Source organism: Bradyrhizobium sp. UFLA05-112, from assembly GCF_053572325.1.
Genome location: NZ_JBANBK010000010.1, coordinates 97417 through 120839 on the forward strand (window position 1 = coordinate 97417; position 23423 = coordinate 120839).

24 protein-coding genes are annotated in these 23423 nt (G+C 62.8%); 21 read left to right on the forward strand and 3 right to left on the reverse strand.

The window, feature by feature from the left end; all coding sequences use genetic code 11:
* The 5 genes from SO180_RS08440 to mmsB all read left to right on the forward strand — a co-directional run bounded on the left by SO180_RS08440 (position 1) and on the right by mmsB (position 6076).
* Positions 1 to 1077, forward strand: coding sequence for an aldose epimerase family protein (locus SO180_RS08440; protein ID WP_449378350.1), 1077 nt, complete (start codon positions 1 to 3; stop codon positions 1075 to 1077).
* Entirely contained in the window at positions 1074 to 1955 is an 882-nt protein-coding gene (locus SO180_RS08445) for an SMP-30/gluconolactonase/LRE family protein (RefSeq protein WP_449378351.1), read from the forward strand. The genes SO180_RS08440 and SO180_RS08445 overlap by 4 nt, the downstream gene beginning before the upstream one ends.
* A gap of 73 nt (positions 1956 to 2028) precedes the next feature.
* Complete coding sequence (gene chvE / locus SO180_RS08450; RefSeq protein ID WP_449378352.1) at positions 2029 to 3102, forward strand: multiple monosaccharide ABC transporter substrate-binding protein; 1074 nt, start codon at positions 2029 to 2031, stop codon at positions 3100 to 3102.
* A gap of 209 nt (positions 3103 to 3311) precedes the next feature.
* Positions 3312 to 4889, forward strand: a complete 1578-nt coding sequence (gene mmsA / locus SO180_RS08455; protein WP_449378353.1) for a multiple monosaccharide ABC transporter ATP-binding protein — start codon at positions 3312 to 3314, stop codon at positions 4887 to 4889.
* The gene (mmsB, locus tag SO180_RS08460) at positions 4886 to 6076 is read left to right on the forward strand and encodes a multiple monosaccharide ABC transporter permease (RefSeq protein WP_449378354.1); all 1191 of its coding nucleotides are present in this window, start codon (positions 4886 to 4888) and stop codon (positions 6074 to 6076) included. Before mmsA ends, mmsB begins: the two co-directional genes overlap by 4 nt.
* 206 nt (positions 6077 to 6282) lie before the next feature.
* On the opposite strand, the gene SO180_RS08465 is transcribed toward mmsB, so the two are convergent.
* Together SO180_RS08465 and SO180_RS08470 are read right to left on the reverse strand one after the other, a co-directional pair.
* On the reverse strand, positions 6283 to 7095 hold the full coding sequence (locus SO180_RS08465) for a Crp/Fnr family transcriptional regulator (RefSeq protein ID WP_449378355.1): 813 nt from the start codon (positions 7093 to 7095) through the stop codon (positions 6283 to 6285).
* 462 nt (positions 7096 to 7557) lie between these two features.
* Positions 7558 to 7713 (reverse strand): hypothetical protein, encoded by a 156-nt coding sequence (locus SO180_RS08470; protein ID WP_449378356.1) that lies wholly within the window; start codon positions 7711 to 7713, stop codon positions 7558 to 7560.
* Positions 7714 to 7885: 172 nt separating this feature from the next.
* Here SO180_RS08470 and SO180_RS08475 point away from each other — a divergent pair, with 172 nt between their 5' ends.
* From SO180_RS08475 to SO180_RS08510, 8 genes are all read left to right on the forward strand, one after another.
* The gene (locus SO180_RS08475; RefSeq protein ID WP_449378357.1) at positions 7886 to 8461 is read left to right on the forward strand and encodes a cytochrome c oxidase subunit 3 family protein; all 576 of its coding nucleotides are present in this window, start codon (positions 7886 to 7888) and stop codon (positions 8459 to 8461) included.
* Entirely contained in the window at positions 8461 to 8733 is a 273-nt protein-coding gene (locus tag SO180_RS08480; RefSeq protein ID WP_449378358.1) for a cytochrome C oxidase subunit IV family protein, read from the forward strand. The genes SO180_RS08475 and SO180_RS08480 overlap by 1 nt, the downstream gene beginning before the upstream one ends.
* A 101-nt stretch (positions 8734 to 8834) precedes the next feature.
* Positions 8835 to 9287 (forward strand): c-type cytochrome, encoded by a 453-nt coding sequence (locus SO180_RS08485; protein ID WP_449378359.1) that lies wholly within the window; start codon positions 8835 to 8837, stop codon positions 9285 to 9287.
* Positions 9288 to 9321: 34 nt separating this feature from the next.
* A complete protein-coding gene (locus tag SO180_RS08490) occupies positions 9322 to 10668 on the forward strand; it encodes a cbb3-type cytochrome c oxidase subunit I (RefSeq protein WP_449378360.1) in 1347 nt (448 codons plus the stop codon).
* A gap of 58 nt (positions 10669 to 10726) precedes the next feature.
* Positions 10727 to 11539: a CbbQ/NirQ/NorQ/GpvN family protein gene (locus SO180_RS08495; RefSeq protein WP_449378361.1), complete on the forward strand. Its 813-nt coding sequence runs from the start codon at positions 10727 to 10729 to the stop codon at positions 11537 to 11539.
* 10 nt (positions 11540 to 11549) lie between these two features.
* Positions 11550 to 13463 (forward strand): nitric oxide reductase activation protein NorD, encoded by a 1914-nt coding sequence (locus tag SO180_RS08500; RefSeq protein ID WP_449378362.1) that lies wholly within the window; start codon positions 11550 to 11552, stop codon positions 13461 to 13463.
* Positions 13464 to 13608: 145 nt separating this feature from the next.
* On the forward strand, positions 13609 to 14136 hold the full coding sequence (locus tag SO180_RS08505) for a hypothetical protein (protein ID WP_449378363.1): 528 nt from the start codon (positions 13609 to 13611) through the stop codon (positions 14134 to 14136).
* A gap of 110 nt (positions 14137 to 14246) precedes the next feature.
* A complete protein-coding gene (locus SO180_RS08510) occupies positions 14247 to 14432 on the forward strand; it encodes a hypothetical protein (protein ID WP_449378364.1) in 186 nt (61 codons plus the stop codon).
* A gap of 163 nt (positions 14433 to 14595) precedes the next feature.
* On the opposite strand, the gene SO180_RS08515 is transcribed toward SO180_RS08510, so the two are convergent.
* A complete protein-coding gene (locus SO180_RS08515) occupies positions 14596 to 15501 on the reverse strand; it encodes a transglutaminase family protein (protein ID WP_449378365.1) in 906 nt (301 codons plus the stop codon).
* A gap of 29 nt (positions 15502 to 15530) precedes the next feature.
* On the opposite strand from SO180_RS08515, the gene SO180_RS08520 reads away from it, so the two are divergent.
* The 8 genes from SO180_RS08520 (at position 15531) to SO180_RS08555 (ending at position 23422) form a co-directional block, all read left to right on the forward strand.
* Positions 15531 to 15773 carry a hypothetical protein gene (locus SO180_RS08520; RefSeq protein WP_449378366.1) on the forward strand — a complete coding sequence of 81 codons (243 nt, stop codon included), beginning with the start codon at positions 15531 to 15533 and terminating at the stop codon, positions 15771 to 15773.
* 409 nt (positions 15774 to 16182) lie between these two features.
* Entirely contained in the window at positions 16183 to 16638 is a 456-nt protein-coding gene (locus SO180_RS08525; RefSeq protein ID WP_449378367.1) for a DUF3302 domain-containing protein, read from the forward strand.
* Between the two features lie 27 nt (positions 16639 to 16665).
* Complete coding sequence (locus tag SO180_RS08530; protein WP_449378368.1) at positions 16666 to 17811, forward strand: HlyD family secretion protein; 1146 nt, start codon at positions 16666 to 16668, stop codon at positions 17809 to 17811.
* A 117-nt stretch (positions 17812 to 17928) separates the two neighbouring features.
* The gene (locus SO180_RS08535; protein ID WP_449378369.1) at positions 17929 to 19260 is read left to right on the forward strand and encodes a TAXI family TRAP transporter solute-binding subunit; all 1332 of its coding nucleotides are present in this window, start codon (positions 17929 to 17931) and stop codon (positions 19258 to 19260) included.
* Between the two features lie 100 nt (positions 19261 to 19360).
* A complete protein-coding gene (locus SO180_RS08540; RefSeq protein ID WP_449378370.1) occupies positions 19361 to 20020 on the forward strand; it encodes an HAD family hydrolase in 660 nt (219 codons plus the stop codon).
* A gap of 8 nt (positions 20021 to 20028) precedes the next feature.
* Positions 20029 to 20979, forward strand: a complete 951-nt coding sequence (locus SO180_RS08545) for a sugar-binding transcriptional regulator (RefSeq protein ID WP_449378397.1) — start codon at positions 20029 to 20031, stop codon at positions 20977 to 20979.
* Between the two features lie 221 nt (positions 20980 to 21200).
* The gene (locus SO180_RS08550; protein ID WP_449378398.1) at positions 21201 to 22454 is read left to right on the forward strand and encodes an ABC transporter substrate-binding protein; all 1254 of its coding nucleotides are present in this window, start codon (positions 21201 to 21203) and stop codon (positions 22452 to 22454) included.
* 95 nt (positions 22455 to 22549) lie between these two features.
* Complete coding sequence (locus SO180_RS08555; RefSeq protein WP_449378371.1) at positions 22550 to 23422, forward strand: carbohydrate ABC transporter permease; 873 nt, start codon at positions 22550 to 22552, stop codon at positions 23420 to 23422.
* The last annotated feature ends 1 nt before the right edge of the window (position 23423 follow it).

Consider the following 23423-nt stretch of genomic DNA (forward strand, 5'->3'; position numbering starts at 1 on the left):
ATGGCAGGCAGCAGCATCACAAGGGGCGTCTTCGGAACTCTGCCGGATGGCCGCGCCGTCGAGCGCGTGATGCTGCGCGGGCAGGGCGGTTTCGAAGCACGCATCATCACCCATGGTGCGGTGATCCAGGCGCTGATCGCCCCCGATGCCAAGGGCGCGACCGACGACGTCGTGCTCGGCCATGACGATTTTGCGGGCTATCTCGCCGAGCGGAAGTTCTTCGGCGCGACCGTCGGGCGCTATGCCAACCGTATCGCGGACGCGCGCTTCGTGCTCGATGGCGAGACGGTGCAGCTCGCCGCCAACAACGGCCCGAACGCGCTGCATGGCGGTCTGGACGGCTTTGATCGCAAGCTCTGGCAGATCGCCGATCTCGCTGACGGCGCGGAGCCCGTGGTCACGCTCACTCATACAAGCGAGCACGGCGAAGAGGGCTACCCGGGCCGGCTCGACGTTCGTCTCACCTATCGGGTGACCGGTCCTGCCGAACTGTCGGTCGGCATGGAGGCGCGGAGCGACCGCCCGACGATCGTCAATCTCACCAACCACAGCTTCTTCAATCTGGAAGGAGCGACGTCGGGAACGCCGATCCTCGATCACAAGCTCATGGTCGCCGCCGATCATTTCCTGGCGATCGATCCAACTGCGATCCCGCTGGCCGGGCCGCCGCACGCAGTTGCCGGAACGCCGTTCGACTTCCGTGAGGCCACTGCGATTGGTGCGCGGATCCGGCAGAATGACCAGCAGTTGCGCAACGGCAGGGGCTATGACCACACGTTCTGCCTTCCGCGTGACGGCAGCTTGCGTCTCGCCGCGCGCGTGGAGGCGCCGCGCTCGGGGCGCATCATGGAGCTGTTCACGGATCAGCCGGGCTTGCAGGTTTATTCCGGCAACTACCTCGACGGCTCGGTGGCGGGCAAGGGCGGCCGGCTGTACCGACAGTCCGACGCGCTGTGCCTCGAACCGCACATCTGGCCCGATTCGCCGAACCGACCGGATTTCCCGAGCCCGCGTCTTGCGCCCGGCAGCGTTTACAAGCACCACACCGTGTATCGTTTTGGGGTGAGCTCACCATGACCGAGCAGGTGCCGACCTCTGTTCTCTGCGCCGAGCATTGCCATCTCGGCGAGGGCCCGACCTATGACGTCACCACCGATACCGCCTGGTGGTTCGACATCCGCGAAGGCCGCCTTTATGAGGCCGCTCTCGCTGGTCGCAATATTCGCGTCCATGCACTCGGCCGGATGGCAAGCGCGCTCGGCCGCATCGATGCGGAGCGGCAGCTCATCGTGGCCGAGGATGGCCTCTACATCCGCAAGCTCGCTGATGGCGCGATGACGCTCTATCGCCCGCTGGAGGCCGACAACCCGGGCACGCGGTCGAACGACGCACGCGTGCATCAATCCGGCACGTTCTGGATCGGCACCATGGGCCGCAAGGCGGAAGCGGGCGCCGGCGCGATCTACGCGCTCCATCGCGGCAAGATCTCGACGTTGTTTCCCGGCATCAGCATTCCGAACTCGATCTGCTTCTCACCGAACGGCACGATCGGATACTTCGCCGACACCGCGCGTCACGTGCTCTATCGCGTTCCGCTCAATCCGGCGACGGGGTTGCCGCGCGGCGAGCCGGAGGTGCTGCTGCGTCACACCGGCGTCGGCGGTCTCGATGGCTCGGTGGTCGATGCCGACGGGTTGATCTGGAATGCGCGCTGGGGCGGGGCCTGCGTCGACGTCTATAGTCCCGAAGGCGAGCGCTTGCGCTCGCTGGTGGTGCCGGCGCGGCAGTCGAGTTGTCCCGCCTTCATCGGGCCGGATCTGTCTCGCCTTCTTGTCACCTCGGCGTGGCAGGATATGGATGCGGCGGCACGCGCCGCCGATCCTCAGGCTGGTTGCACCTTCATCCTCGAGGCTGCCGCGCGCGGTCGCGCGGAGCCCGACGTCAAGCTCGAATAGGAGATCCAAAGCCCCACAACACACCGAGTTCTGACTACAACGACGAACGTTCTTACACCCAAGGGAGTGAACCATGCTGAAACTGAAGACGACCGTACTTGCGCTCGCATTTGCGAGCGCCGCCGCGATGGCCTCATCGGCCCCGGCATTGGCCCAGGACAAGCCGACCGTCGGCATCGCCATGCCGACAAAGTCGTCGGCCCGCTGGATCGATGACGGCAACAACATGGTCAAGGTGCTGAAAGAGCGCGGCTACAACACCGATCTGCAATATGCCGAGGACGACATTCCGAACCAGCTCTCGCAGGTCGAGAACATGGTGACGAAGGGCGCCAAGGCGCTGGTGATCGCGGCGATCGACGGCACCACGCTGTCGGACGTGCTCAAGCAGGCCAAGGCCAAGGGCATCACCGTTATCGCTTATGACCGCCTGATCCGCGGCACGCCGAACGTCGACTACTACGCGACCTTCGACAACTTCCAGGTCGGCGTGCTCCAGGCGGAATCGATCGTGCAGGGACTCGGTCTGAAGGATGGCAAGGGTCCGTTCAACATCGAGTTGTTCGGCGGCTCGCCCGACGACAACAACGCCTACTTCTTCTACAACGGCGCGATGTCGGTGCTGCAGCCTTACATCGACAGCAAGAAGCTCGTCGTCGTGTCCGGCCAGATGGGCATGGACAAGGTCGCGACCTTGCGCTGGGACGGCGCCACCGCGCAGGCCCGCATGGACAACCTGCTCAGTGCCTACTACGGCAACAAGAAGGTCAATGCCGTGTTGTCGCCGTATGACGGCCTCTCGATCGGCATCATCTCGTCACTGAAGGGCGTGGGCTACGGCAGTGCCGACCAGCCGATGCCGATCATCAGCGGCCAGGATGCCGAAGTGCCCTCGATCAAGGCGATGCTGCGCGGCGACCAGTATTCGACCATCTTCAAGGACACCCGCGACCTCGCCAAGGTGACCGCTGATATGGTCGACGCAGCGCTGGCCGGCAAGCAGGTCACGGTGAACGACACCAAGACCTACGAGAACGGCGCCAAGACCGTGCCCTCCTACCTGCTCAAGCCCGTCGTGGTCTACAAGGACAATTGGGAGAAAGTTCTGGTTGACAGCGGCTACTACAAGAAGTCGCAATTCCAGTAACGTGCTGCCTACTCCCTCTCCCCGCTTGCGGGGAGAGGGTTGGGGTGAGGGGGAGTCTCCACGAGGGTGGGATAGATGGTGTCGTGGAGACTCCCCCTCACCCGAAATCCGCGCTAAGCGCGCATTTCGATCTCTCCCCGCGTCCGCCATTGCTGAAGCTTTGGCGGATAGGCACGGGGAGAAGTGAACTAAAGACGGGACACGAAGCCATGACGGCAATGTTGGAAATGCGCGGCGTCAGCAAGAGCTTTGCGGGCGTGCAGGCGCTGCGTGACGTCAATTTCTCGGTCGAGCCCGGGCAGATTCATGCCCTGGTCGGCGAGAACGGCGCCGGAAAATCCACACTGATGAAGGTGTTGAGTGGGGTCTATCCCCACGGCAGCTACGAGGGAACCATCGTCTTCGAGGGCGAGGAACGCCGCTTCCGCGACATCAATGATTCCGAGGCGCTCGGCATCATCATTATCCACCAGGAGCTGGCGCTGATCCCATTGATGTCGATTGCGGAGAATATCTTTCTTTCGCATCCGCCGTCACAACTTGGCGTCATCGACCGCGACGAGGTCTACCGCCGGACCCGGGAACTCCTGGCCCAGGTCGGCCTGAAGGAGTCGCCGGACACGCTGATCACCGATCTCGGCGTCGGCAAACAGCAGCTCGTCGAGATCGCCAAGGCGCTCTCTAAGCGCGTGCGGATGCTGATCCTGGACGAGCCGACCGCCAGCTTGAACGAGGCCGACAGCGCTGCGCTGCTCGAGCGCCTGATGCAATTTCGCGAGCAGGGCATCGGCTCGGTCCTGATCTCCCACAAGCTGAACGAAGTCGCCAAGGTTGCCGACCACATCACGGTGCTGCGCGACGGACGCACGGTGGATGGCATCGACTGCCGGACCGAGCAGGTCCAGGAGGACCGCATCATCCGCAGCATGGTCAACCGCGATCTCGCCCACCGCTTCCCCGAGCGCAGCGCCAAGATCGGGGAGCCCGTCCTCAAGGTTGAGAACTGGTCGGTTTATCACCCGATCCATCCTGAGCGACAGGTCATCAAGAACGTCAATTTCGGTGTGCGGCGCGGCGAGGTCGTCGGGATCGCCGGGCTGATGGGGGCAGGGCGCACCGAATTCGCCATGAGCCTGTTCGGCCGCTCCTGGGGCACCAACATCACCGGCCGCATTCGCCTCGAGGGCAACGAGATCGTTCTGCCGAGCGTGGCGGCGGCGATCGATGCCGGCCTTGCCTATGTCACCGAGGACCGCAAGCAGCTCGGGTTGATCCTGGCCGACGACGTCCGCAAGAATATTACGCTGGCCAGCCTCGACCAAGTTGCCCCCGGCAAGGTGATCGACGACATTGCCGAGCTGAAGGTGGCAAGCGACTACCGTAACCGGATGCGTATCCGCTGCTCCGACGTCTACCAGGAGACCGGCCAGCTCTCGGGTGGCAACCAGCAAAAGGTCGTGCTGTCGAAATGGCTGATGACCGACCCCAAGGTTTTGATCCTGGACGAGCCGACGAGGGGTATCGACGTCGGTGCGAAATATGAGATTTACTGTATCATCAACGAGCTGGCGGAGGCCGGCCGGGGCGTCGTGGTGATCTCCTCGGAGATGCCGGAGCTGCTCGGCATCTGCGACCGCATCTGCGTCATGAACGACGGCGCTTTCGTCGGTGAGTTTGCGGGCCATGAGGCGACGCAGGAGAAGATCATGCGCGCCATCATGCGCAATGAGAGAAGCAATGGAAACGGCGTGCCTGAGGCCGCGGAGATGGGAGGAATGCAGCCATGACCGACAAGACGGTTTCGCTGCCTGAGGAGCGCCGGCACGCGGGCTTCATCAAGAATAATTTGCGCAACTACGGCATGCTGATGTCGCTGGTCGCGATCATGCTGTTCTTCCAGATCATGACCGGCGGCACGTTGCTACAGCCGCTCAATCTCACCAATCTGGTGCTGCAGAACAGCTACATCGTCATCATGGCGCTGGGCATGTTGCTCGTGATCGTGACCGGACATATCGATCTGTCGGTCGGCTCGGTTGCAGGGTTCGTCGGCGCCGTGGCCGCGCTGCTGATGGTGAGCTACAAGGTCGACTACACCGTTGCCTTCATCGCTTGCCTGCTGTTGGGCGCGGCGATCGGTGCCGCGCAGGGCTATTGGGTCGCCTATTTCGGTATCCCGTCCTTCATCGTGACGCTGGCCGGCATGCTCGTTTTCAAGGGCCTGGCGCTTGCGGTGTTGCAGGGCCAGTCGCTCGGGCCGTTTCCGTCGACGTTCCAGAAGTTGTCCTCGGGCTTCATTCCGGAAATGCTGCCTGAGGCCGGCACGCTGCACCCGACCTCGATGCTGATCGGCGCGGTGCTGGCCCTCGGACTGGTCTATGCCAGCGCCAAGAGCCGTTCGCGCGAGCAATCGCACGGCATCGAGGTCGAGCCTTACGCGTTCTTCCTGGGCAAGAGCGTCGTGCTGGCCTGCGCGGTGCTCTATTTCACCTACCTGATCGCGACCTATCGCGGACTGCCGAACGTGCTGGTGATCATGAGCGCCTTGATCGCGCTCTATGGCTTCGTCACCCGGCGCACCGTGATCGGACGGCAGATCTATGCGGTTGGTGGCAATGCCAAGGCGGCCAAGCTTTCGGGCATCAAGACCGAGCGGCTGACCTTCTTCACCTTCGTCAACATGGGCGTGCTGGCCGCACTCGCCGGCCTCGTCTTCGCCGCGCGGCTCAACACCGCAACGCCGAAAGCGGGCCTTGGCTTTGAGCTCGACGTCATCGCCGCCTGCTTCATCGGCGGCGCTTCGGCCTATGGTGGCGTGGGCCGCGTCGGCGGTGCCGTGGTCGGCGCCATGATCATGGGCGTGATGAACAACGGCATGTCCATCCTCGGCATCGGCATCGATTACCAGCAGGTCATCAAGGGCCTGGTGCTGCTCGGTGCGGTCTGCATCGACGTGTACAATCAGCGGCGGTAGCCAATTCGACGGTGCCGCAGGGTGGGAAAGGCGCGCAAGCGCCGTGCCCACCGTCTTCTCTTTACGTCGCGCAGAAGTGGTGGGCACGCTTCGCTTTTGCCCACCCTGCATCTTCGTCTATTCTGCGCAATGTCGTGGACACGCCAACGGGCACGCGTTCGCGCGACCTGATTGCTATGTTGGGCTGATCCGATAGAGAACGTGCTTTATTTTCTCTCTCGCGAAGCGGCTCTGGGTTCAGCACCCACTTCGTCGAAGGCGATACTGGAGCATTCCCGGAATGGCGCAAAGGCAGCTTGCGGCGCCGACAATTCCTGGCAATACATCCGATCGATCTTCTGCTGCATGAGCGCATAGCAGTCGCATGCCGCCCTCTCCAGCCGCGCCCGGTGGATCTCCACGAAGCCGCGTCGGTCGGACGGGATGGCGCCCGCAGCGCGGAGCTTGCTCATCGTCAGAGTGACGGTCGTCCGCCGCACCCCGAGCAATTGCGCAAGCGCCTCCTGCGTCACGGGAAGAAGATCATCGGGAACGCGGTCGTGCAGTTGCAGTAGCCACCGCGCCATGCGGCCGTCCACTCGGTGCAGCGCGTTGCAGGCGGCTACGTGCTGGAGCTGCAACAGCAGCGCGCGGGCGTGGACCTGCACGACATGTCTGATGGCTGCGCTGCGCGCGCAGGCAGCCCGGAACTTCGCGGCTGATATCAGCGAGGCCGTGCCCGCCAGGCGTGCAGTCGCCGTGACGGATGAATGTGAGGGACCGAGTACGGAGAACGAGGCCAAAGCACCTTCCCGTCCCATCAACGTGGTTGCGACCGTTTGCCCGTCGGGCATATCGAGCATGAAGGCGATCGCGCCGCTGTGGGGAAAATAAACCGGGTCGAGTTCATCGCCCGTCCGCACCAGAACGGCATCGGCTTCGAAGGAGACTTTCTGGAAGTGGGGCGTAAGCAAGCCCAAATCCTCGGGCGGCAACGCCGCCAGAAGCCGATTCCCAATGCCGGTGCGGTGAACGGTCACGATGCCTCTTGGTGAACGAGCAACCCAGGAACGACGCTGGCTAGCATCCACGAAAGTGAGGTCGAGTCAACGCAGCGCGCGCCGGCATGGGTGGTTTCGCGTGAGCGGCAGCCCCGAAGCGGACCACACGGAGTGGTCGAGGCAAAGGCAATCAAAAACGCAGTATACAAGGTTTCGATTCCATAAAATCCGATTATTCGAAATTGAAATGCCGAACGCTATTCATCCAAACAGAGCCATTGCTCGAGATCAAGCACGGGTAATTGCGGGGCTGTGCGGTTTTCGCCGAGCAAACGCCAGCTTGAGCACTTTGCCCGCTCGCCACTTTTCAGCCTGGCGACTGCCGACGCGGTGATCGACCGGTGTTGGTTTGGCGACTGCCCTGGCCGGCATATCAGGCCGATTTCGCTCTCCAATGTCCGTCATGCCACCGCGTCCAAAGCTGGATGAGGAACCGACGTTCTACTGCGTCAGGAACAGCACCACCGCGATCGCGACCGATAGACAGACCGCAGATGCGGTCGCCGCCGTCGACAGCACGCCCATCCGCCGGAGCGCCGCCGCGAACAGGATAATGATAGGGGTTGCGGTCATCAGACCAAGTTGCGCCTCGCTCATGTTGGCCTTCGCGAAAATGATGAAACCTCGACGGTCACTCTACCGACCGCCGCCATCACGGAGGTTGCGACGGCGCAAACAGCGCGAAGGCTGACTGCGGTTTGTCCGCCGACAAATTACGACGCGCCGATGCGCGATATTGCTTGCCGGCGTCGCGCTTTGCGGAGATCAGATGTCGGCAGCGGACTACGAGCAGCAGGGAAGTGGCTGGGGAATCCTCGAGGATCTGCCCGGTGATCCCATGATCTGGGTGTTGATCTTCAGCGAGCTCGCTGCCTTCGGGCTGTTCCTGGGCGCCTTCGCAATCGCCCGGCTCGTGCAGCCGGCGCTGTTCGCCTCCGGGCAGGCGGCGCTCGATTCGGGGCTTGCCGGCATGAACACCCTGGTCCTGGTGAGCAGCGGCTGGGCAGCCGCGCGCGGTACGCTTGCGGCGCGGAACGGGGCGAGGCGGACGGCGCGCCGTTGGCTGCTCGGTGCCATGGCGCTTGGCGGAGTCTTCATTGCGATCAAGCTAATGGAGTATGCGAAGGAGATCGGACGCGGCATCGGTCTCGAAACCAGCCCATTCTTCACGCTGTATTTCCTCCTGACCGGTTTTCACCTTCTGCATGTTGGCCTCGGCATCGTGATCCTCGCGGTGGTCTGCCGGCGTGCCGAAGTTGTGAGCGTCGAGACAGGAGCCGCATTCTGGCACATGGTCGACCTGGTCTGGATCGTCATGTTCCCGATCGTCTATCTGGTGCGGTGATGAATCGTCTCGACGTGACTCGGCTCGACGTGACTTGGGCCGTGCTGATCGGGCTTACGATCGCAACCGTCCTGGTGCCCTGGCTCGTGCCGGGCGCGCTCTTCGCCAACGCCGTGGTGCTCGTCCTGGCCGCAGTCAAGGGCCACCGGATCGTGCTCGACTATCTCGACTTGCGCGCGGCGCCGGCGCCGTGGCGCGGCCTGGTCAGCACCTGGATCGCCATCCTCGTGCTGTTTGCCTGGCTCGCTTCCGCAGCCGTCGCCCTGATCTGATCGTCGCGCTCATTGCGCCGCAACAAAGAGCCGCGGTGCCCAATCGGCAAAATATCGTCACCCGCATTTCTCGACAGGACTCAACTCGGAAAGGATTGGCAATGGCTGAACGCCTGACCAAGTCGGCCGCTCGAAACGTCTTCTACGGCGGATCGGCCTTTTTCTTCGCCATCTTCATTGGGCTGACGGCGCACAGCCACTACTACATGGTCACAAGCTCGACCGATGCCGCCACGCTGACGTCGTCAGTCGCCCGCGGCAAGCACGTCTGGGAGAAGAATTCCTGCATCAACTGCCACACCCTTTTGGGCGAGGGCGCCTATTTCGCCCCCGAGGTTGGCAATGTCTGGGATCGGTGGGGCGGCAAGGAGGACCCGGCCGGCGCGCGCGAGACGCTGAAGGCCTGGATGCAGGCGCAGCCGTCCGGTGCGCCTGGCCGCCGGCAGATGCCGCAGTTCAACCTCACCGACCAGGAGCTCAACGATCTCGCCGACTTCCTGCAATGGACCAGCACGATCAAGCGCCAGGATTGGCCGCCGAACAAGGCGGGCTGAGCGCCGCGACAACATTCCAAATGAGAGCACATCGATGAAATATCAGACCCAGAAAGTCGCGATGCTGTATTTCTACGGCGCGCTGACACTATTCCTCGCCCAGGTCGCGTTCGGCGTCCTTGCCGGGACCATCTATGTCCTGCCCAACACCTTGTCCGTCATCCTGCCGTTCAACATCGTCAGGATGATCCACACCAACGCGCTGATCGTGTGGTCGCTGATCGGTTTCATGGGCGCGACCTACTTCCTGCTGCCCGAGGAAACCGAGACCGAGCTGTTCAGCCCGCTGCTGGCAAAGATCCAGTTCTGGATGTTCTTCGGCGCGGCGGGTGTGGCCGTCGTCGGCTATCTCTTTCACTATCACGAAGGCCGCGAATTCCTCGAGCAACCCTTCATCATCAAGGTCGGCATCGTCGTCGTCTGCCTGATGTTCCTGTTCAACGTGACGATGACGGCGCTCAAGGGACGCAAGACGACGGTTACCAACATTCTGCTGTTCGGCCTGTGGGGCGTTGCGATCTTCTTCCTGTTCGCCTTCTACAACCCGGCCAATCTCGCGGTCGACAAGATGTACTGGTGGTACATCGTGCACCTCTGGGTCGAAGGCGTGTGGGAGCTGATCATGGCCTCCGTGCTCGCCTTCCTGATGATCAAGCTCAACGGCATCGACCGCGAGGTGGTCGAGAAATGGCTCTACGTCATCATCGGCCTGGCCCTGTTCTCGGGTATCTTGGGCACCGGCCACCATTTCTACTGGATCGGCGCGCCCGGCTACTGGCAATGGATCGGCTCGCTGTTCTCCACGCTGGAAGTCGCGCCCTTCTTCACCATGGTGATCTTCACCGTGCAGATGACATGGAAAGCCGGCCGCAAGCATCCGAACCGCGCTGCGCTGTTGTGGTCGGTCGGCTGCTCGGTGATGGCGTTCCTGGGGGCCGGCGTCTGGGGCTTCCTGCACACGCTGTCCTCGGTGAACTACTACACCCACGGCACCCAGGTGACCGCAGCGCACGGGCATCTCGCCTTCTTCGGCGCCTATGTGATGCTGAATCTTGCGGTGATGGCCTATGCGATCCCGCAGCTCAGGGAGCGTGCGCCTTACAACCAATGGCTCAGCATGGCGAGCTTCTGGATCATGTGCACGGCGATGATGGTGATGACCTTCGCACTGACCTTTGCCGGCGTGATCCAGGTTCACCTCCAGCGCGTGCTCGGCCAGAGCTACATGGACGTGCAGGACCAGATCGCGGTGTTCTATTGGGTCCGGCTTGGCTCCGGCGCGTTCGTGGCGATCTCCGCGCTGATGTTCGTGTGGGCGGTGCTGGTGCCTCGCCGCGAGAAGCAGGCGGTCATCCCCGGCGCGCTGCAACCCGCCGAATAGGCGCGACGGCGGCCGCGCAAGTCGCGGCCGCTCGTCAAAGTGAACTCGGAGAGAGACCATGAAACCTGCACTCCATGCCGTGACGGCGCCGGCGCCCGAGCTTCCGGCCTATGTTCCGAGCGGCAATGAATGCGCGCTGTTCGAGCACGCCTGGCGTCATCGCCTGCCGGTTCTGCTGAAGGGACCGACCGGCTGCGGAAAGACGCGCTTTGTCACCCATATGGCGGCGCGGCTGGGTTTGCCGCTTCATACCGTCGCCTGTCACGACGATCTCACCGCCGCCGATCTCACCGGCCGCTATCTTCTCAGGGGCGGTGACACCGTGTGGACCGACGGTCCGCTGACCCGAGCGGTGCGGGAAGGCGGCATCTGCTATCTCGACGAGGTGGTGGAAGCGCGCAAGGACGTCACCGTCGTCCTGCATCCGCTTACCGATGACCGCCGCATCCTTCCGCTCGAGCGCACCGGCGAAGAGCTTGTCGCGCCCGCGAGCTTCATGCTGGTGGTCTCCTACAACCCCGGCTACCAGACCCTCTTGAAAGCGCTGAAGCCGTCGACGCGGCAGCGCTTCGTCGCCATCGAGTTCGGCTTTCTGCCGGCGGAGCAGGAGATCGCGGTGGTTTCCGTCGAAAGCGGGCTTGCGCCCGACCGTGTGCGGCCGCTGGTTCAGCTCGCGGCTCGGCTGCGGGCTCTCAGAGGACACGACCTGGAGGAGGGCGTCTCGACCCGGCTGGTCGTCTATTGTGCGACTTTGATTGCGGCCGGGGCCTCGATCGCCGATGCCGTGCTGGCGGGCATGATCGAGCCGCTCACCGACGATGCCGATGTCAAGGCCGCGCTGCTCGACGTTGCGCGTGCCGTGATCGCGTGAGGGGAAGCCGATGCTCGACTTTCTCGAGCTGGAAGAGACGGTCGGCCGCGCCTGGCATCGCCTGGTCGGCGGCACCGCGAGCTATCCGGTCCATGCCGAGCATGCGGTCTCGCTTGCGGACGTGCGCACGCGGATCGCCGTGATGTTTCGCGCGCTCGGCGGCGAGGCCGGCGTGCAGATCGCAAGCGCCGGCGCCCGCCGGTCCGGGCATCGGCTCGGATGGCGCCAGCGCATCGGGCTCGGTGATGAGCGCCTGGAGCAACCGGGGCGTGACGCCGCAACCATCTTTCTGCCTGACAGCGTCGCGATTTTCGAAGACCGCGCGCTGAATGCGTCGCTCTATCGATGGCTCGCCGCCTGGTTCGCGACCGCGCCGGCCGAAGTGATCGACGAGGTCGATCCGCTGCGGCGCGATCTCTTGATGCTGCGGCGGGCAGGTGAAACGGCGGTGTTGGTGCTCGTGCAGTTTCCCGGACTGGCTGACGACTACGCGCAGCTTGCCGCGGCAACGGCGCTGGCGCGTCCGCGCCGGCCACTGCCGCGCATCGAACAGGAGATGGAAGAGACCGTGCTCGCCTTGCTCGGCGCGCGTCAGCCGCCTTCAGGCAAGCTATGGAAGGCCATGGCCGGCACGGGCGCACTGCCAGCATGGGCGCCACCGGGATATCGCTCCATTTTGCCATGCCCGCTGTGGGGCGATTGCTGGATGCGCGAGCTCTCCTCCGCGGGCGCAAGCGATGACGTGTATGCACAGGGCGCAGACCCGGCACCAGTGGATGATCGCAAGCGCTTCGCCGTCCGCGAGCGCGACGAGGATGCGGACCGCCGCGATCCCTTCGTGCTCAACCGCTTCGAAAAGATCCTCTCGATGGCCGAGATGGTCAACGTCAATCGGCCCGCCGACGACAGCGAGGACGAGGACGCGCAGAAGGCGGCCGACGATCTCGACGAAATTGCACTCGGGCGCCGCAGCGGCCAGCCCGCAACCCGGCTCAAATTCGATCTCGACCTGCCGCCGGAGGCACTCGACGCGTCGCGGCTGAACGCGGACCTCACCTATCCTGAGTGGGATTATCGCAGCGGAACCTATCTGCCCAATCATTGCCGCGTGCTTGCCGCTGCGGCGTCCGAGACCGGCGAGAGCTGGGCGCCGGATGAGACCATGCGCAGCCACATTCGGCAGGTGAGGCGCCGGTTCGAAGTCTTGCGGCCGCGTCACGAATTGATGCGTGCGCAGGCCGACGGACACGATCTCGATCTCGACGCGCTGGTGCGCGCGCGCTGTGATCTTCGCGCCGGCAGCGGCGCGCTTGATCGCATCCATGTTGCGATGCGGCCGCAGGGCCATGATCTCGCCGTCACGCTGCTGGTCGACGTCTCGCTATCGACGGATGCGTGGGTCGATGGTCACCGCGTGCTCGACGTCGAGATGGAGGCGCTTCTGGCGCTCGCGCATGGACTTTCGGCTTGCGGTGATCACCACAGCATCCTGACATTCACCTCGCGTCGTCGCTCCTGGGTACGGCTCGAGACGATCAAGGCGTTCGACGAGCCGATGAGCGGGGCAGTGGAGCGCCGGATCGGGGCGCTGAAGCCCGGCTATTACACCCGCATCGGCGCGGCGGTCCGCCATGCCGCGGCCGGCCTCGCCCGCCAGCCGCAGCGCAAGAAGCTGCTGCTCGTCCTGACCGACGGCAAGCCGAACGACATCGACCACTACGAAGGGCGGTTCGCAATCGAGGACACCCGCAAGTCCGTGCAGGAAGCGCGCCGCCTCGGCATTGCCGCGTTCGGCGTAACGGTCGATGCGACGGCGCAATCCTATTTTCCGACCCTGTTCGGGCGGGGCGGTTACGCGATCGTCGGCAACATCCGCCGGCTGCCTGGGGCACTGCCGGCAATCTACCGGCAGGTAGCGCATTAAGGCCGGGGAAAGCCGCAGCAGGTGCGTCAGTGTTGCTGCCCTGTGGACGCAGGAAATCTCGCGAGGAAACGTTGATCTACCGCAACGCGCGCGTCGATCGCGAGAGCGCATCGTTCCAACGGGCAGGAAACCGTGGAGCCAATCCATGAACCAGATGAGTTTGAGAAAAATTGCAATAGCGACCTCGACCTTCGCGTGCGCGACATTGCTCTCCTTCAGCTGGTCTGAGCAACGCGGCGTCTCGCTGTCGATCGAGAGTGCCCAGGCGCGAGTCGGTCGTCCGTTGACGCCGGTGAGCGTTGCGGGTGTTGCACGCCGGCAAAACCGGCGGGCTGCGTACGGGTATGGTGCAGGAGCTGTCGGCGCCGGTCTCGCAGGCGCTGCGGCAGTCGGCACAGCGGCCGCGGTTGCCGCCACCTCGCCCGGATGGGGCTCACCCGGATGGGGCTATTATGGCAATAGGCCTTACGTCGGTAGCGGGGCTTTGGCCGCCAACGCCTACTATGGCGGCGCGATCCAAACCAGTCCGTTCTACCTGCAAAGGGCCTACCCTGCGAATGGCCCTTGGTATGTCGCTAACGATTGGGCTGGCTACAAGGCGCGCTACGGAATCGTCTGCGATCCAGGCAGCCTGATCAAAGGTGATGACGGCCTGATGCACGTCTGTCAGTAGGCCGTCCGCGAGCGACACGGGGCGGCTCGAGAGCTGCCCCGATCGCACCAGGCTTGACGAACGTCGCGGTGGAAAACTCGCTAGCGCGGCGATGGGAAAAGAGGGCTCCCATGCCAGACCCTGCGGAAGTCATTCAGGCGGCTATTCGCTCCGCGTTTGTCAGTTATCCAAAGGAGGACGATCCCGACTGGAGGAGTCCATCCTGGATCAGGCCAGCGGAATGTTCGCATCTGACGAAGGTGATCATGCACGAGCTGGACACCAGCGGTTTTGCGATCGTGAAGAAGTCGGGCTGAGCACTCAATTGGACGGTACAATGCGCCCGCGTTGCTGACGCAGAGCGATGCAGCGAACGGCTTTCGTCCGCGTCGAGGTCAGTGCGATTCGATGAGAGCAAGGACCGATTGACGCGGAGAGCGATCGATGAAGGAGGCGCGCTGGGCTCTGTGGGCTTCGTCTCTATTCTTCAGATTGATCGGTGACCTCAGCAAGTTTTCGGACAGCGACGTATACTGACATGCCGAGATAATCGCCGGCGTCGCCGACCCACGACCCGGCGAGCGGCACGGCTTGGCCCGGATGTCGGGCGACCGCCACTTGGATAAGGTCGAAGCCGGCGTTGATGTGATTGGTCGGATCATAATTCATCCAGCCAGCCCCGGGTAAAAACACCTGAACCCAGGCGTGGGTCGCCCCCGAACCAATCATCCCCACGTCGCCTCCGTCCAGCGCCGCATCATAGATGTAACCACTAACGAAGCGGGCTGCGAACCCGAGCCGGCGCAACGCCCCAATCATGAGCCAGGCATAGTCGCGGCAGGTTCCTGATTTCGAACGCAAAGTTGCCGTGGGAGCCAAGGTGCCCTCCGTCTCCCGCGATTCGTAGGTGAATGTATCGCGGAACGCGTCGAGCATCCCTTTCAAGACGTCGCTGGTTTGCGCGCGGCCATTGGCGACGAAGTCCCTGGCCCAAGTTACGACTTCAAGGTCGGGATCCCCCGTATGCGGGCGCATGAAGCCGACAAGGTCGGTCCATTCGTCTTGCGTGTATTGCACCGGTACGAGTTCGGCCCTTCGTTCCAAGTGGAATTGCTCAATGCCTTTGGCCCCAAAATGGATGCCTTGAAACTCGAACGTAAAGGTCAATTCCTTGCCGGGCTCGTCGAGTTCGATCTCCGTCAGATTGTTGGAAAGGCCGTCGCTGATCCAGCGGATGCGGGACGAAAGAGTGGTCTTTGCAGACCAGCTTATCAATCGCCCGCGTGCAGCGGGTCTCGGCAGGAACATGGCGCGATGCGTACCGAACGCCACCGGTTTTGCGTAGCTGTAGGTGGTGGTGTGTTTGATCTCGAAGAGAAGGGCCATTGCTCCTCCGAGCCAAATCGTTTGATCACATGTACGTGCCGCGCTCGGCTTTCGCCAGTTACCTTAAGGAAAGCGATCCCGAATGGAGGAGCCCATCCTGGATCGGGCCGTCGGAATGTTCGCATCTGGCCAACATGATCATGCGCGAATTGAACATCAACGGCTTCAACATCGCGAAGAAGCTGGGCCTGCGCGTAGGCTTTACTGCACAATGTACCCAAGGCGTCTGCCGCAAAGCGGCGCCGCGTTTGAGGCGCAGTCCGACTCGTTGAACTGGTCTGCGCGTTCGTGCGAACCGGGCGCGCATGAGTTAAAGATCCACCAGATACGAAAAGGCGACGATCAACCCCACGGTCCCGAGAAGGACGGCAAGGCCCACCCATTTTTCGAAGGCCCGTGAGTGAGTGGAACGTCTGGGTTCGTCGTTGGGCTCGAAAAGCATGAGAAGTCTCCGCTCTCTTGATGCCGTTCGCACTGGGAGCTTTGCCCTAGGATCTGACCATGCCGCAACAACGCAACCAAATGCGGTTAACCGCATCTTGACCTTGATCTGAATCAACGGTCGCGGACGCTGAACTGATGCGATGTTGATCGAGGTCAATCGATGGCAGGCGATCTGGCGCGGCATTTTCGCGCAGATCACCAGTCAGTGGTGCTTACGCAACCGTTTCTGGGCCGCTCATGGAAGATCCCTTTCTCAATTACTTCGCGCTTGGCCTGCTGTTTTTTGTCATCATCGTGCTGGTCTACGGCATCATCGCGATCCATGACATTCCGGCACGCATCGCCAAGGCCCGCCATCACCCGCATGAAGATGCCATCCATGCTGCCGGCTGGATCAGCCTGTTCATGCTGCATTTGCTGTGGCCATTCCTATGGATTTGGGCGATGGCCTACAAACCGGATCGCGGCTGGGGCTTCAGTCACAAGCCGGGCGAGCCATCCTCGCCGGCAGAAGCTGTGGCTGAACTGGATGAGCTGAAGCATCGATTGGCAGCCGTCGAATCCAAACTCGGGCTTCGAGAAGGCGGGGGCCATCCCGCGCTCGTGCCGGAGTCGGTGGTGTCGGCTGTCGAGGAGCAGAGGGTTGCGGATGCAGAAGCCGCTCCTGCAGCAGGCCGGGGCGCTTCGCGATAGCCGACAGTCCCGAATGGGAGGCCACTGATGGAAATATTGCTCACCCTGACGTACGTGGCACTCTGCTATGCCATCTTCAAGCTCTTCAGGATTCCGGTCAATCAATGGACGCTTGCAACAGCAGCCCTCGGCGGCATTTTCGGCCTTTCGCTGCTGTTCATAACGATGGCCTACAACCATCCGTTTTCCACCAATGCGCGCATTTACTTTACCGTCACGCCGGTTTTGGCCGGCATCCGGGGCCGCGTGATCGAAGTGCCGGTGGAGAACAAAAGCAACCAGCATCTGGAAGCCGGCGAGGTTCTCTTCAAGATCGATCCGAAGCCCTACGAATATGCCGTCGCGGAAAAACGGGCGGGGCTCGCTGACGCGGAGGCCAGTGTTGCCGAGCTCAAGGCATCCGTCGACCAGGCGACGGCGTCGGCCGAAAAATCCAGGGCAGAACGGGACCTCGCTCAGACGAACTACGAGCGACAGAAGGAGCTCTTCGACAAGAATGTCGTTGCCCAGGCGACTCTCGACACGGCGACGCGCAACCGTGATGCGGCGAACCAGGCACTGGCGGCTGCCGTTGCCGCGCAAGATCGGGCACGACAGGCCTATGGCGCGACAGTAGACGGTGAACACTCGGCCATCGTCCGTCTACGCAATGAACTTGCCGATGCTGAATATAATCTCAGCGAGACCACCGTGAGGGCGCCCACCAGCGGATTTGTTACCGAGGTCTCGCTACGGCCAGGAATGTATGTCGGCGCGACCGCTGCTCGGCCGGTCATGATTTTCGTCAACGACACCCAGAAAGATCGGGCTTTGGCAGCTGCCTTCCAGCAGAACGCACTGCAGCGTGTCAAGGCCGGCGATGAAGCCGAAGTCTTGTTCAAGGGCATACCTGGCCGGGTCTTCAAGGCGAAGGTTCGCCTCGTGATCGATGCGATCGCGGCCGGGCAGCTTCAAGCCACAGGTGCGCTGCAGGAGATCCGCGGTGTGTTGCCCGGAGACCGGGCCCTGGCGGTCCTCGACATCATCGACGACATGTCCGGCTACCAGGTCCCTCTTGGCTCGGCAGGTGAAGCCGCCATTTACACCGAGCATGTCCACGAGTTGTCCTTACTGCGGAAAATCCTTCTGCGCATGCGAAGCTGGCAGAACTACGCTTTCTTCGAAGCGGAATAAGATGTCTGCTCAGATGAGCACGAGGTCGGTGCGCGAAGACAATTTTTCAAAAATTGCGAGCCTCCGCTGGTGGAGATTGATGCCGATTATTGCGTTAAATGACAGTCAAGGATGAGCATGGGCGCCGTCAAGCTGCCGATCTGGCTCCGTATCGTCGTGGTCCTGGCTCTGGTCCTGCTAGCAAGCGGCGCAAGCATGTTCGCATATCGCTGGTATGTACGGCCGGTGACGCTATCGATCGCGGTTGGGTCGCTGGACGGCGATGCGCCAAAGATCGTGTCGGCGCTGGCGAGCAGGCTTGTCGTCAATAACGCGCCAGTGCGGCTCAAAGTGGTGGAGACCAGCGGACCGATCGAATCCGCGGCGGCGTTCTCCTCCGGCAAGACGGACCTTGCCGTCGTTCGTGGTGATGTCGGTGACCTGTCGCAGGCGCAGGCCATTGTCGTCCTGGCCCAGGCCGTGGCGTTGCTCGTTGCGCCTCCGGGTTCGGCGATCACGGACATGGCCGACCTGAAACGCACGACGGTGGGGGTGGTCGGTAGCGACACCAATCAGAAGCTCGTCGACGTGTTGAGAAGGACATATGACCTTGACCGCGCCAACGTTGCATTCAAGGGCGTTGCGCTCGATCAGGTCCGCCGGGCGCTCGAAACCAAGGAGATACGTGCCGTCCTGTTCGTGATGCCGCTGAGCGACAAATACCTGTCGCTGGTGCGAGGGCTATTCCCTCAGAACGCGAAGACCGCCCCGGTGCTGATTCCGATCGAGAGCGCAGGAGCGATTGCCGAGAAGGAACGTGCCTACGAAAGCTTCGATATCCCCAAGGGCACGTTGCGCGGATCCCCTCCCGTTCCCGAAGATGATGTCACCACACTCCAGACAGCCTTCTATCTGGTCGGCAAGAAGAGTCTCGACAACGATATGATTGCGGGCTTCACGCACGCCATCACGACCGCTCGCAGGGACCTTCTGGCCGAATTGCCGATCCTGGCGCAGTTCAAGGCACCTGATACCGACGCCGGCGCCTTTCTTCCCGTCCATGCGGGAGCGGCGGAGTTTTACAATGGCAGTCAGTTATCCTTCCTGGACAAGTGGAGCAACGCCATCTTCTTGGCACCGATGGCGCTTGGCGCGCTGATCACGGTGCTCGCGGCAGCCTGGCGGTTTCTCCGATCCGGCGAGCTGAAGCCGAGGGAGCCGGCGCTCGATACGCTCTATGCGTTGGGGCAACGGATAAGGCACGCCGGAAACGCCTCGGAATTGCTGGAGATCGAAAATCAGATCGACGACGTCTTGCGCGCGCAACGCGCCACGGCGGACGACGAAGAACAAGCCCTGGATGCTGCAACACTCAATGTTGCAGCCCATCGTCTCGAGAATCTGATTCATGATCGCAGGACGGCGCTCGTTGCCGCCGGTTCGGACGCGGCGCACAAGGCAATGCCGTGACGAATCCGTATTCGAGGGGCGGGCTTGCCGGGTCGTCCGTCGTCAGGCAGCTATACCGTGAGCTATTGCCCAGCTCGTGAGTATATGATCGAATGCCTCGATGGACGCAACCAGGCCCGACCTGATCATCTTCGACTGCGATGGTGTGCTCGTCGACAGCGAGCTCTTGAGCTGCCGCTGTCTCTCCGAGGTGCTGTCCGAATTCGGGATCGCGCTCAGCGAGCAGCAGGCGCTCGAGCTGTTCCTGGGGCGTAGCACCAAGGCGATCGAGCAGCATTATCGCGATCTCGGACAAGTCGTGCCGGATGGCTTCCTGCCTCGCTTCAAGTCGAGGGTGCTGACCACCTTCGCAGGTGCATTGCAGCCGATCCCCGGGATCGGCGCGGTGGTATCGGAGTTGAACAGGCCGTTTTGCGTCGCTTCGTCGAGCGACATCGATCGCGTGTCGCTTTCGCTCGACGTCACCGGCCTCAAGCCGCATTTCGGCGACCGGCTCTACACGGCGCAAATGGTCAGATACGGCAAGCCGGCGCCCGACCTGTTCCTTTACGCCGCAGAGAAGATGCGTGCCGATCCGGCGCGCACGCTGGTGATCGAGGACAGCGTCAGCGGCGTGCAGGCGGCCAAGGCCGCCGGCATGATGGTCTGGGGATTTGTCGGCGGCAGCCATTATCGCGCCCGCGACGGCCGCGCTATATTGACCGCTGCCGGGGCCGATCGGGTCTTCGCGCAGATGGGCGATTTCTGGAAGGACGCGTGACGCCGGCCATGGCGATGGAGAACGAAAAATCCAGGCTCGACGATGCCGCGCGCGCCGGCTGGCTCTACTTCATTGCCGGTCACACGCAGGACGAGATCGCCAAAATGCTCCAGGTTTCGCGCGCCTCGGCGCAGCGACTGGTTTCGCTGTGCCTTGCCGAACGCCTGATCACCTTTCGCCTCGAGCATCCCATTGCCGCCTGCATGGAACTGGCGGCGCGGCTGAAGCAGCGGTTTGAGCTTGCCCATTGCGAGGTCGTGCCGGCCGATCCCGCGGCGCCGCAGGCGACCGCTGGAATTGCCGAGCGTTGCGCCAACCTCCTGGACTCGACGCTGCGCTCCGAGACGCCGGTCATCGTCGCGCTCGGGACGGGGCGCGCCGTGCGCGCGGCGGTCGAGCGCGTTACCCCGATCGAGCGGCCGAATCACCAGATCGTCTCGCTGGTCGGCAACATTTCCGCGGACGGTTCGGCGAGCTTCTACGACACCGTCGGGCGCCTGGCCGACCGCACCGGGGCGCGCCACTATCCAATGCCGCTGCCGTTCCTGATGTCGTCGGAGGACGAGCGCAACAAGATGGGTCGGATCGAGCCGATCGCGAAGGTGAAGGCGATCGCGACCAAGGCCGATCTGCGGCTCGTCGGCATCGGCCAGATGGACCAGAAGGCGCAGGTCCACGTCGACGGCTTCGTCACCCGCGACGAGCTGTTCGAGATGATGCGGCTGGGCGCCATCGGCGAGATCACCGGCTGGGCCTATGATGCCAAGGGCCGCCTGCTCAAGGGCGGCACCAACAAGCGCCTCACCAGTATCCCGCCCGAGGTGCCGGTCAAGACCACGACGATCGGGGCGGCGGTCGGCGCGGCAAAAGTGCCGGCGATCGCCGCGGCGCTGAATGGCCGCCTGATCAACGGCTTGATCACGGACGAGGCGACCGCCCGCGCGATTCTCGAGCGCTGAACCAGCGGCCTCGCGGCGCATCTGCACTAATCTCTCTTGCACTGCACCACCCTGAATTGAGGGGAGGGCGCACGCGCCTGCTTGACAAAGCTCCGGCCTTGAGTTGAACATACGCCCAACGCGTGGGCAGATGCTCAAAACGCGAGTATAGGGAGGTCACCGTGAAAAAAGTCCTAGGCGCCGTCTGCGGCGTGTCTGCACTGCTGTTTTCCGCCCCCTCGATGGCCGAAACGACCCTGACGATCGCCACCGTCAACAACAGTGACATGATCCGCATGCAGGGACTGACCAGCGAATTCACTGCGAAGAACCCTGATATCAACGTGAAATGGGTGACGCTCGAGGAGAACGTGCTGCGCCAGCGCGTTACCACCGACATCGCCACCAAGGGCGGGCAGTTCGACGTCCTCACCATCGGCACCTACGAGGTCCCGATCTGGGCCAAGAAGGGCTGGCTTGTGCCGCTCGCCAATCTCGGCGCCGAATACGACGTCGCCGACCTCTTGCCGAAAATCAAGGATGCGGTCTCCGTCGATGGCAAGCTCTACGCAGCGCCGTTCTACGGCGAGAGCTCGATGGTGATGTACCGCACCGATCTGTTTGAGAAGGCCGGCCTGAAGATGCCGGAAAGCCCGACCTGGGATTTCGTGATCGATGCGGCCAAGAAGCTCACCGACAAGAATGCTGGCGTTTACGGCATCTGCCTGCGCGGCAAGGCCGGCTGGGGCGAGAACATGGCGTTCCTCACCGCCATGTCCAACTCCTACGGCGCGCGCTGGTTCGACGAGAAGTGGGAGCCGCAGTTCAACTCGCCGGAATGGAAGACGACGCTCACGACCTATGTCAATCTCATGAAGGAGGCCGGCCCTCCCGGCGCGAGCTCGAACGGCTTCAACGAGAACCTGGCGCTGTTCAACGCCGGCAAGTGCGCGATGTGGATCGACGCGACGGTTGCGGCGTCCATGGTCTCCAATCCGAAGGAATCGAAGGTCGCCGACAAGGTCGCCTTTGCGCTGGCGCCGAACACCGGGCTCGGCAAGAACGCAAACTGGCTGTGGGCCTGGAGTCTCGCAATCCCTGCCGGCTCGAAGAAGACGGACGCTGCCGAGAAGTTCATCGCCTGGGCGACGAGCAAGGACTACACCAAGCTCGTGGCTTCCAAGGAGGGCTGGGCCAACGTGCCGCCAGGTACGCGGACCTCGCTCTACCAAAATCCTGATTACCTGAAGGTCGCGCCGTTCGCAAAGCTGACGCTGGCCTCGATCGACGCGGCGGATCCGAACAAGCCGACTGTGAAGCCAGTGCCTTATGTCGGCGTGCAATATGCTGCGATCCCAGAATTCCAGGGCCTCGGCACGCAGGTAGGACAGCAGTTCTCCGCCGCATTGTCGGGATCGACCACCGTCGATGCCGCGCTTTCGGCGGCGCAATCCACGACCGAGCGCGAGATGAAGCGCGCCGGCTATATCAAGTAGGTAGGACCAAGGCTCACCCTCCTGAGAGCCTAAACTGCGGCCATCCGCCAGACAGGATGGATGGCCGCCTTCTTCCCTCCAGAGGAGAAGCAAGGATGGCAACCAAGCAGACCCAGATTCTTGCGCGGTCGCTCCTGGCCCCGGCCGTCGGGCTGCTGTTCATCTGGATGATCGTCCCGCTCGCGCTGACGCTCTATTTCTCGACGCTGCATTACAGCCTGCTCGATCCCGGCTCCGAAGCGTTCGTCGGTCTGGAAAACTTCCGCTACTTTCTCACCGATCCGGCCTTTCTCGCCTCGCTTCAGAACACGCTGGTGTTGGTCGGTTCGGTGCTGCTGCTGACGATTCTGCTCGGCATTCCCCTGGCGCTTCTGCTCGATCAGCCCGTGATCGGCCGCAACATCGTGCGGCTGATGGTGATCGCACCATTCTTCGTGATGCCGACGGTGAGCGCGCTGGTCTGGAAGAATTTGCTGATGCATCCGGTTTCCGGCCTGTTTGCCTGGCTCGCCAAGGTGTTCGGGCTGACGCCGATCGACTGGTTCAACGACGTGCCGCTGTTCGCCATCATCCTGATCGTCGCCTGGCAATGGCTGCCGTTCGCGACTCTCATCCTCCTGACCGCGCTGCAATCGCTCGACGAGGAGCAGAAGGAAGCCGCGGAGATGGACGGGGCGAGCGGGGTTTCGACCTTCATCTACATCACGCTGCCGCATCTCGCGCGCCCCATCACTGTGGTGATCCTGATCGAGACCATCTTCCTGCTGACGGTGTTTGCCGAGATCTTCGTCACCACCGGCGGCGGACCCGGCCTTCAGACGACCAACATCGCTTTCCTGATCTATTCGCAGGCGCTGATCCAGTTCGACGTCGGCAGCGCGTCCGCGGGCGGCCTCGTCGCGGTGGTGATCGCCAACATCGTCGCCTTCTTCCTCGTCCGCATCGTCGGCCGCAATCTGGAGGCTTAGA

What these genes read in the sequence shown, in the direction of transcription:
- SO180_RS08440 (WP_449378350.1), top strand. Translation starts at nt 1, where the DNA reads ATGGCAGGCAGCAGCATCACAAGGGGCGTCTTCGGAACTCTGCCGGAT.
- SO180_RS08445 (WP_449378351.1), top strand. Translation starts at nt 1,074, where the DNA reads ATGACCGAGCAGGTGCCGACCTCTGTTCTCTGCGCCGAGCATTGCCAT.
- chvE (WP_449378352.1), top strand. Translation starts at nt 2,029, where the DNA reads ATGCTGAAACTGAAGACGACCGTACTTGCGCTCGCATTTGCGAGCGCC.
- mmsA (WP_449378353.1), top strand. Translation starts at nt 3,312, where the DNA reads ATGACGGCAATGTTGGAAATGCGCGGCGTCAGCAAGAGCTTTGCGGGC.
- mmsB (WP_449378354.1), top strand. Translation starts at nt 4,886, where the DNA reads ATGACCGACAAGACGGTTTCGCTGCCTGAGGAGCGCCGGCACGCGGGC.
- SO180_RS08470 (WP_449378356.1), bottom strand. Translation starts at nt 7,713, where the DNA reads ATGAGCGAGGCGCAACTTGGTCTGATGACCGCAACCCCTATCATTATC.
- SO180_RS08475 (WP_449378357.1), top strand. Translation starts at nt 7,886, where the DNA reads ATGTCGGCAGCGGACTACGAGCAGCAGGGAAGTGGCTGGGGAATCCTC.
- SO180_RS08480 (WP_449378358.1), top strand. Translation starts at nt 8,461, where the DNA reads ATGAATCGTCTCGACGTGACTCGGCTCGACGTGACTTGGGCCGTGCTG.
- SO180_RS08485 (WP_449378359.1), top strand. Translation starts at nt 8,835, where the DNA reads ATGGCTGAACGCCTGACCAAGTCGGCCGCTCGAAACGTCTTCTACGGC.
- SO180_RS08490 (WP_449378360.1), top strand. Translation starts at nt 9,322, where the DNA reads ATGAAATATCAGACCCAGAAAGTCGCGATGCTGTATTTCTACGGCGCG.
- SO180_RS08495 (WP_449378361.1), top strand. Translation starts at nt 10,727, where the DNA reads ATGAAACCTGCACTCCATGCCGTGACGGCGCCGGCGCCCGAGCTTCCG.
- SO180_RS08500 (WP_449378362.1), top strand. Translation starts at nt 11,550, where the DNA reads ATGCTCGACTTTCTCGAGCTGGAAGAGACGGTCGGCCGCGCCTGGCAT.
- SO180_RS08505 (WP_449378363.1), top strand. Translation starts at nt 13,609, where the DNA reads ATGAACCAGATGAGTTTGAGAAAAATTGCAATAGCGACCTCGACCTTC.
- SO180_RS08510 (WP_449378364.1), top strand. Translation starts at nt 14,247, where the DNA reads ATGCCAGACCCTGCGGAAGTCATTCAGGCGGCTATTCGCTCCGCGTTT.
- SO180_RS08515 (WP_449378365.1), bottom strand. Translation starts at nt 15,501, where the DNA reads ATGGCCCTTCTCTTCGAGATCAAACACACCACCACCTACAGCTACGCA.
- SO180_RS08520 (WP_449378366.1), top strand. Translation starts at nt 15,531, where the DNA reads ATGTACGTGCCGCGCTCGGCTTTCGCCAGTTACCTTAAGGAAAGCGAT.
- SO180_RS08525 (WP_449378367.1), top strand. Translation starts at nt 16,183, where the DNA reads ATGGAAGATCCCTTTCTCAATTACTTCGCGCTTGGCCTGCTGTTTTTT.
- SO180_RS08530 (WP_449378368.1), top strand. Translation starts at nt 16,666, where the DNA reads ATGGAAATATTGCTCACCCTGACGTACGTGGCACTCTGCTATGCCATC.
- SO180_RS08535 (WP_449378369.1), top strand. Translation starts at nt 17,929, where the DNA reads ATGGGCGCCGTCAAGCTGCCGATCTGGCTCCGTATCGTCGTGGTCCTG.
- SO180_RS08540 (WP_449378370.1), top strand. Translation starts at nt 19,361, where the DNA reads ATGGACGCAACCAGGCCCGACCTGATCATCTTCGACTGCGATGGTGTG.
- SO180_RS08545 (WP_449378397.1), top strand. Translation starts at nt 20,029, where the DNA reads ATGGCGATGGAGAACGAAAAATCCAGGCTCGACGATGCCGCGCGCGCC.
- SO180_RS08550 (WP_449378398.1), top strand. Translation starts at nt 21,201, where the DNA reads ATGGCCGAAACGACCCTGACGATCGCCACCGTCAACAACAGTGACATG.
- SO180_RS08555 (WP_449378371.1), top strand. Translation starts at nt 22,550, where the DNA reads ATGGCAACCAAGCAGACCCAGATTCTTGCGCGGTCGCTCCTGGCCCCG.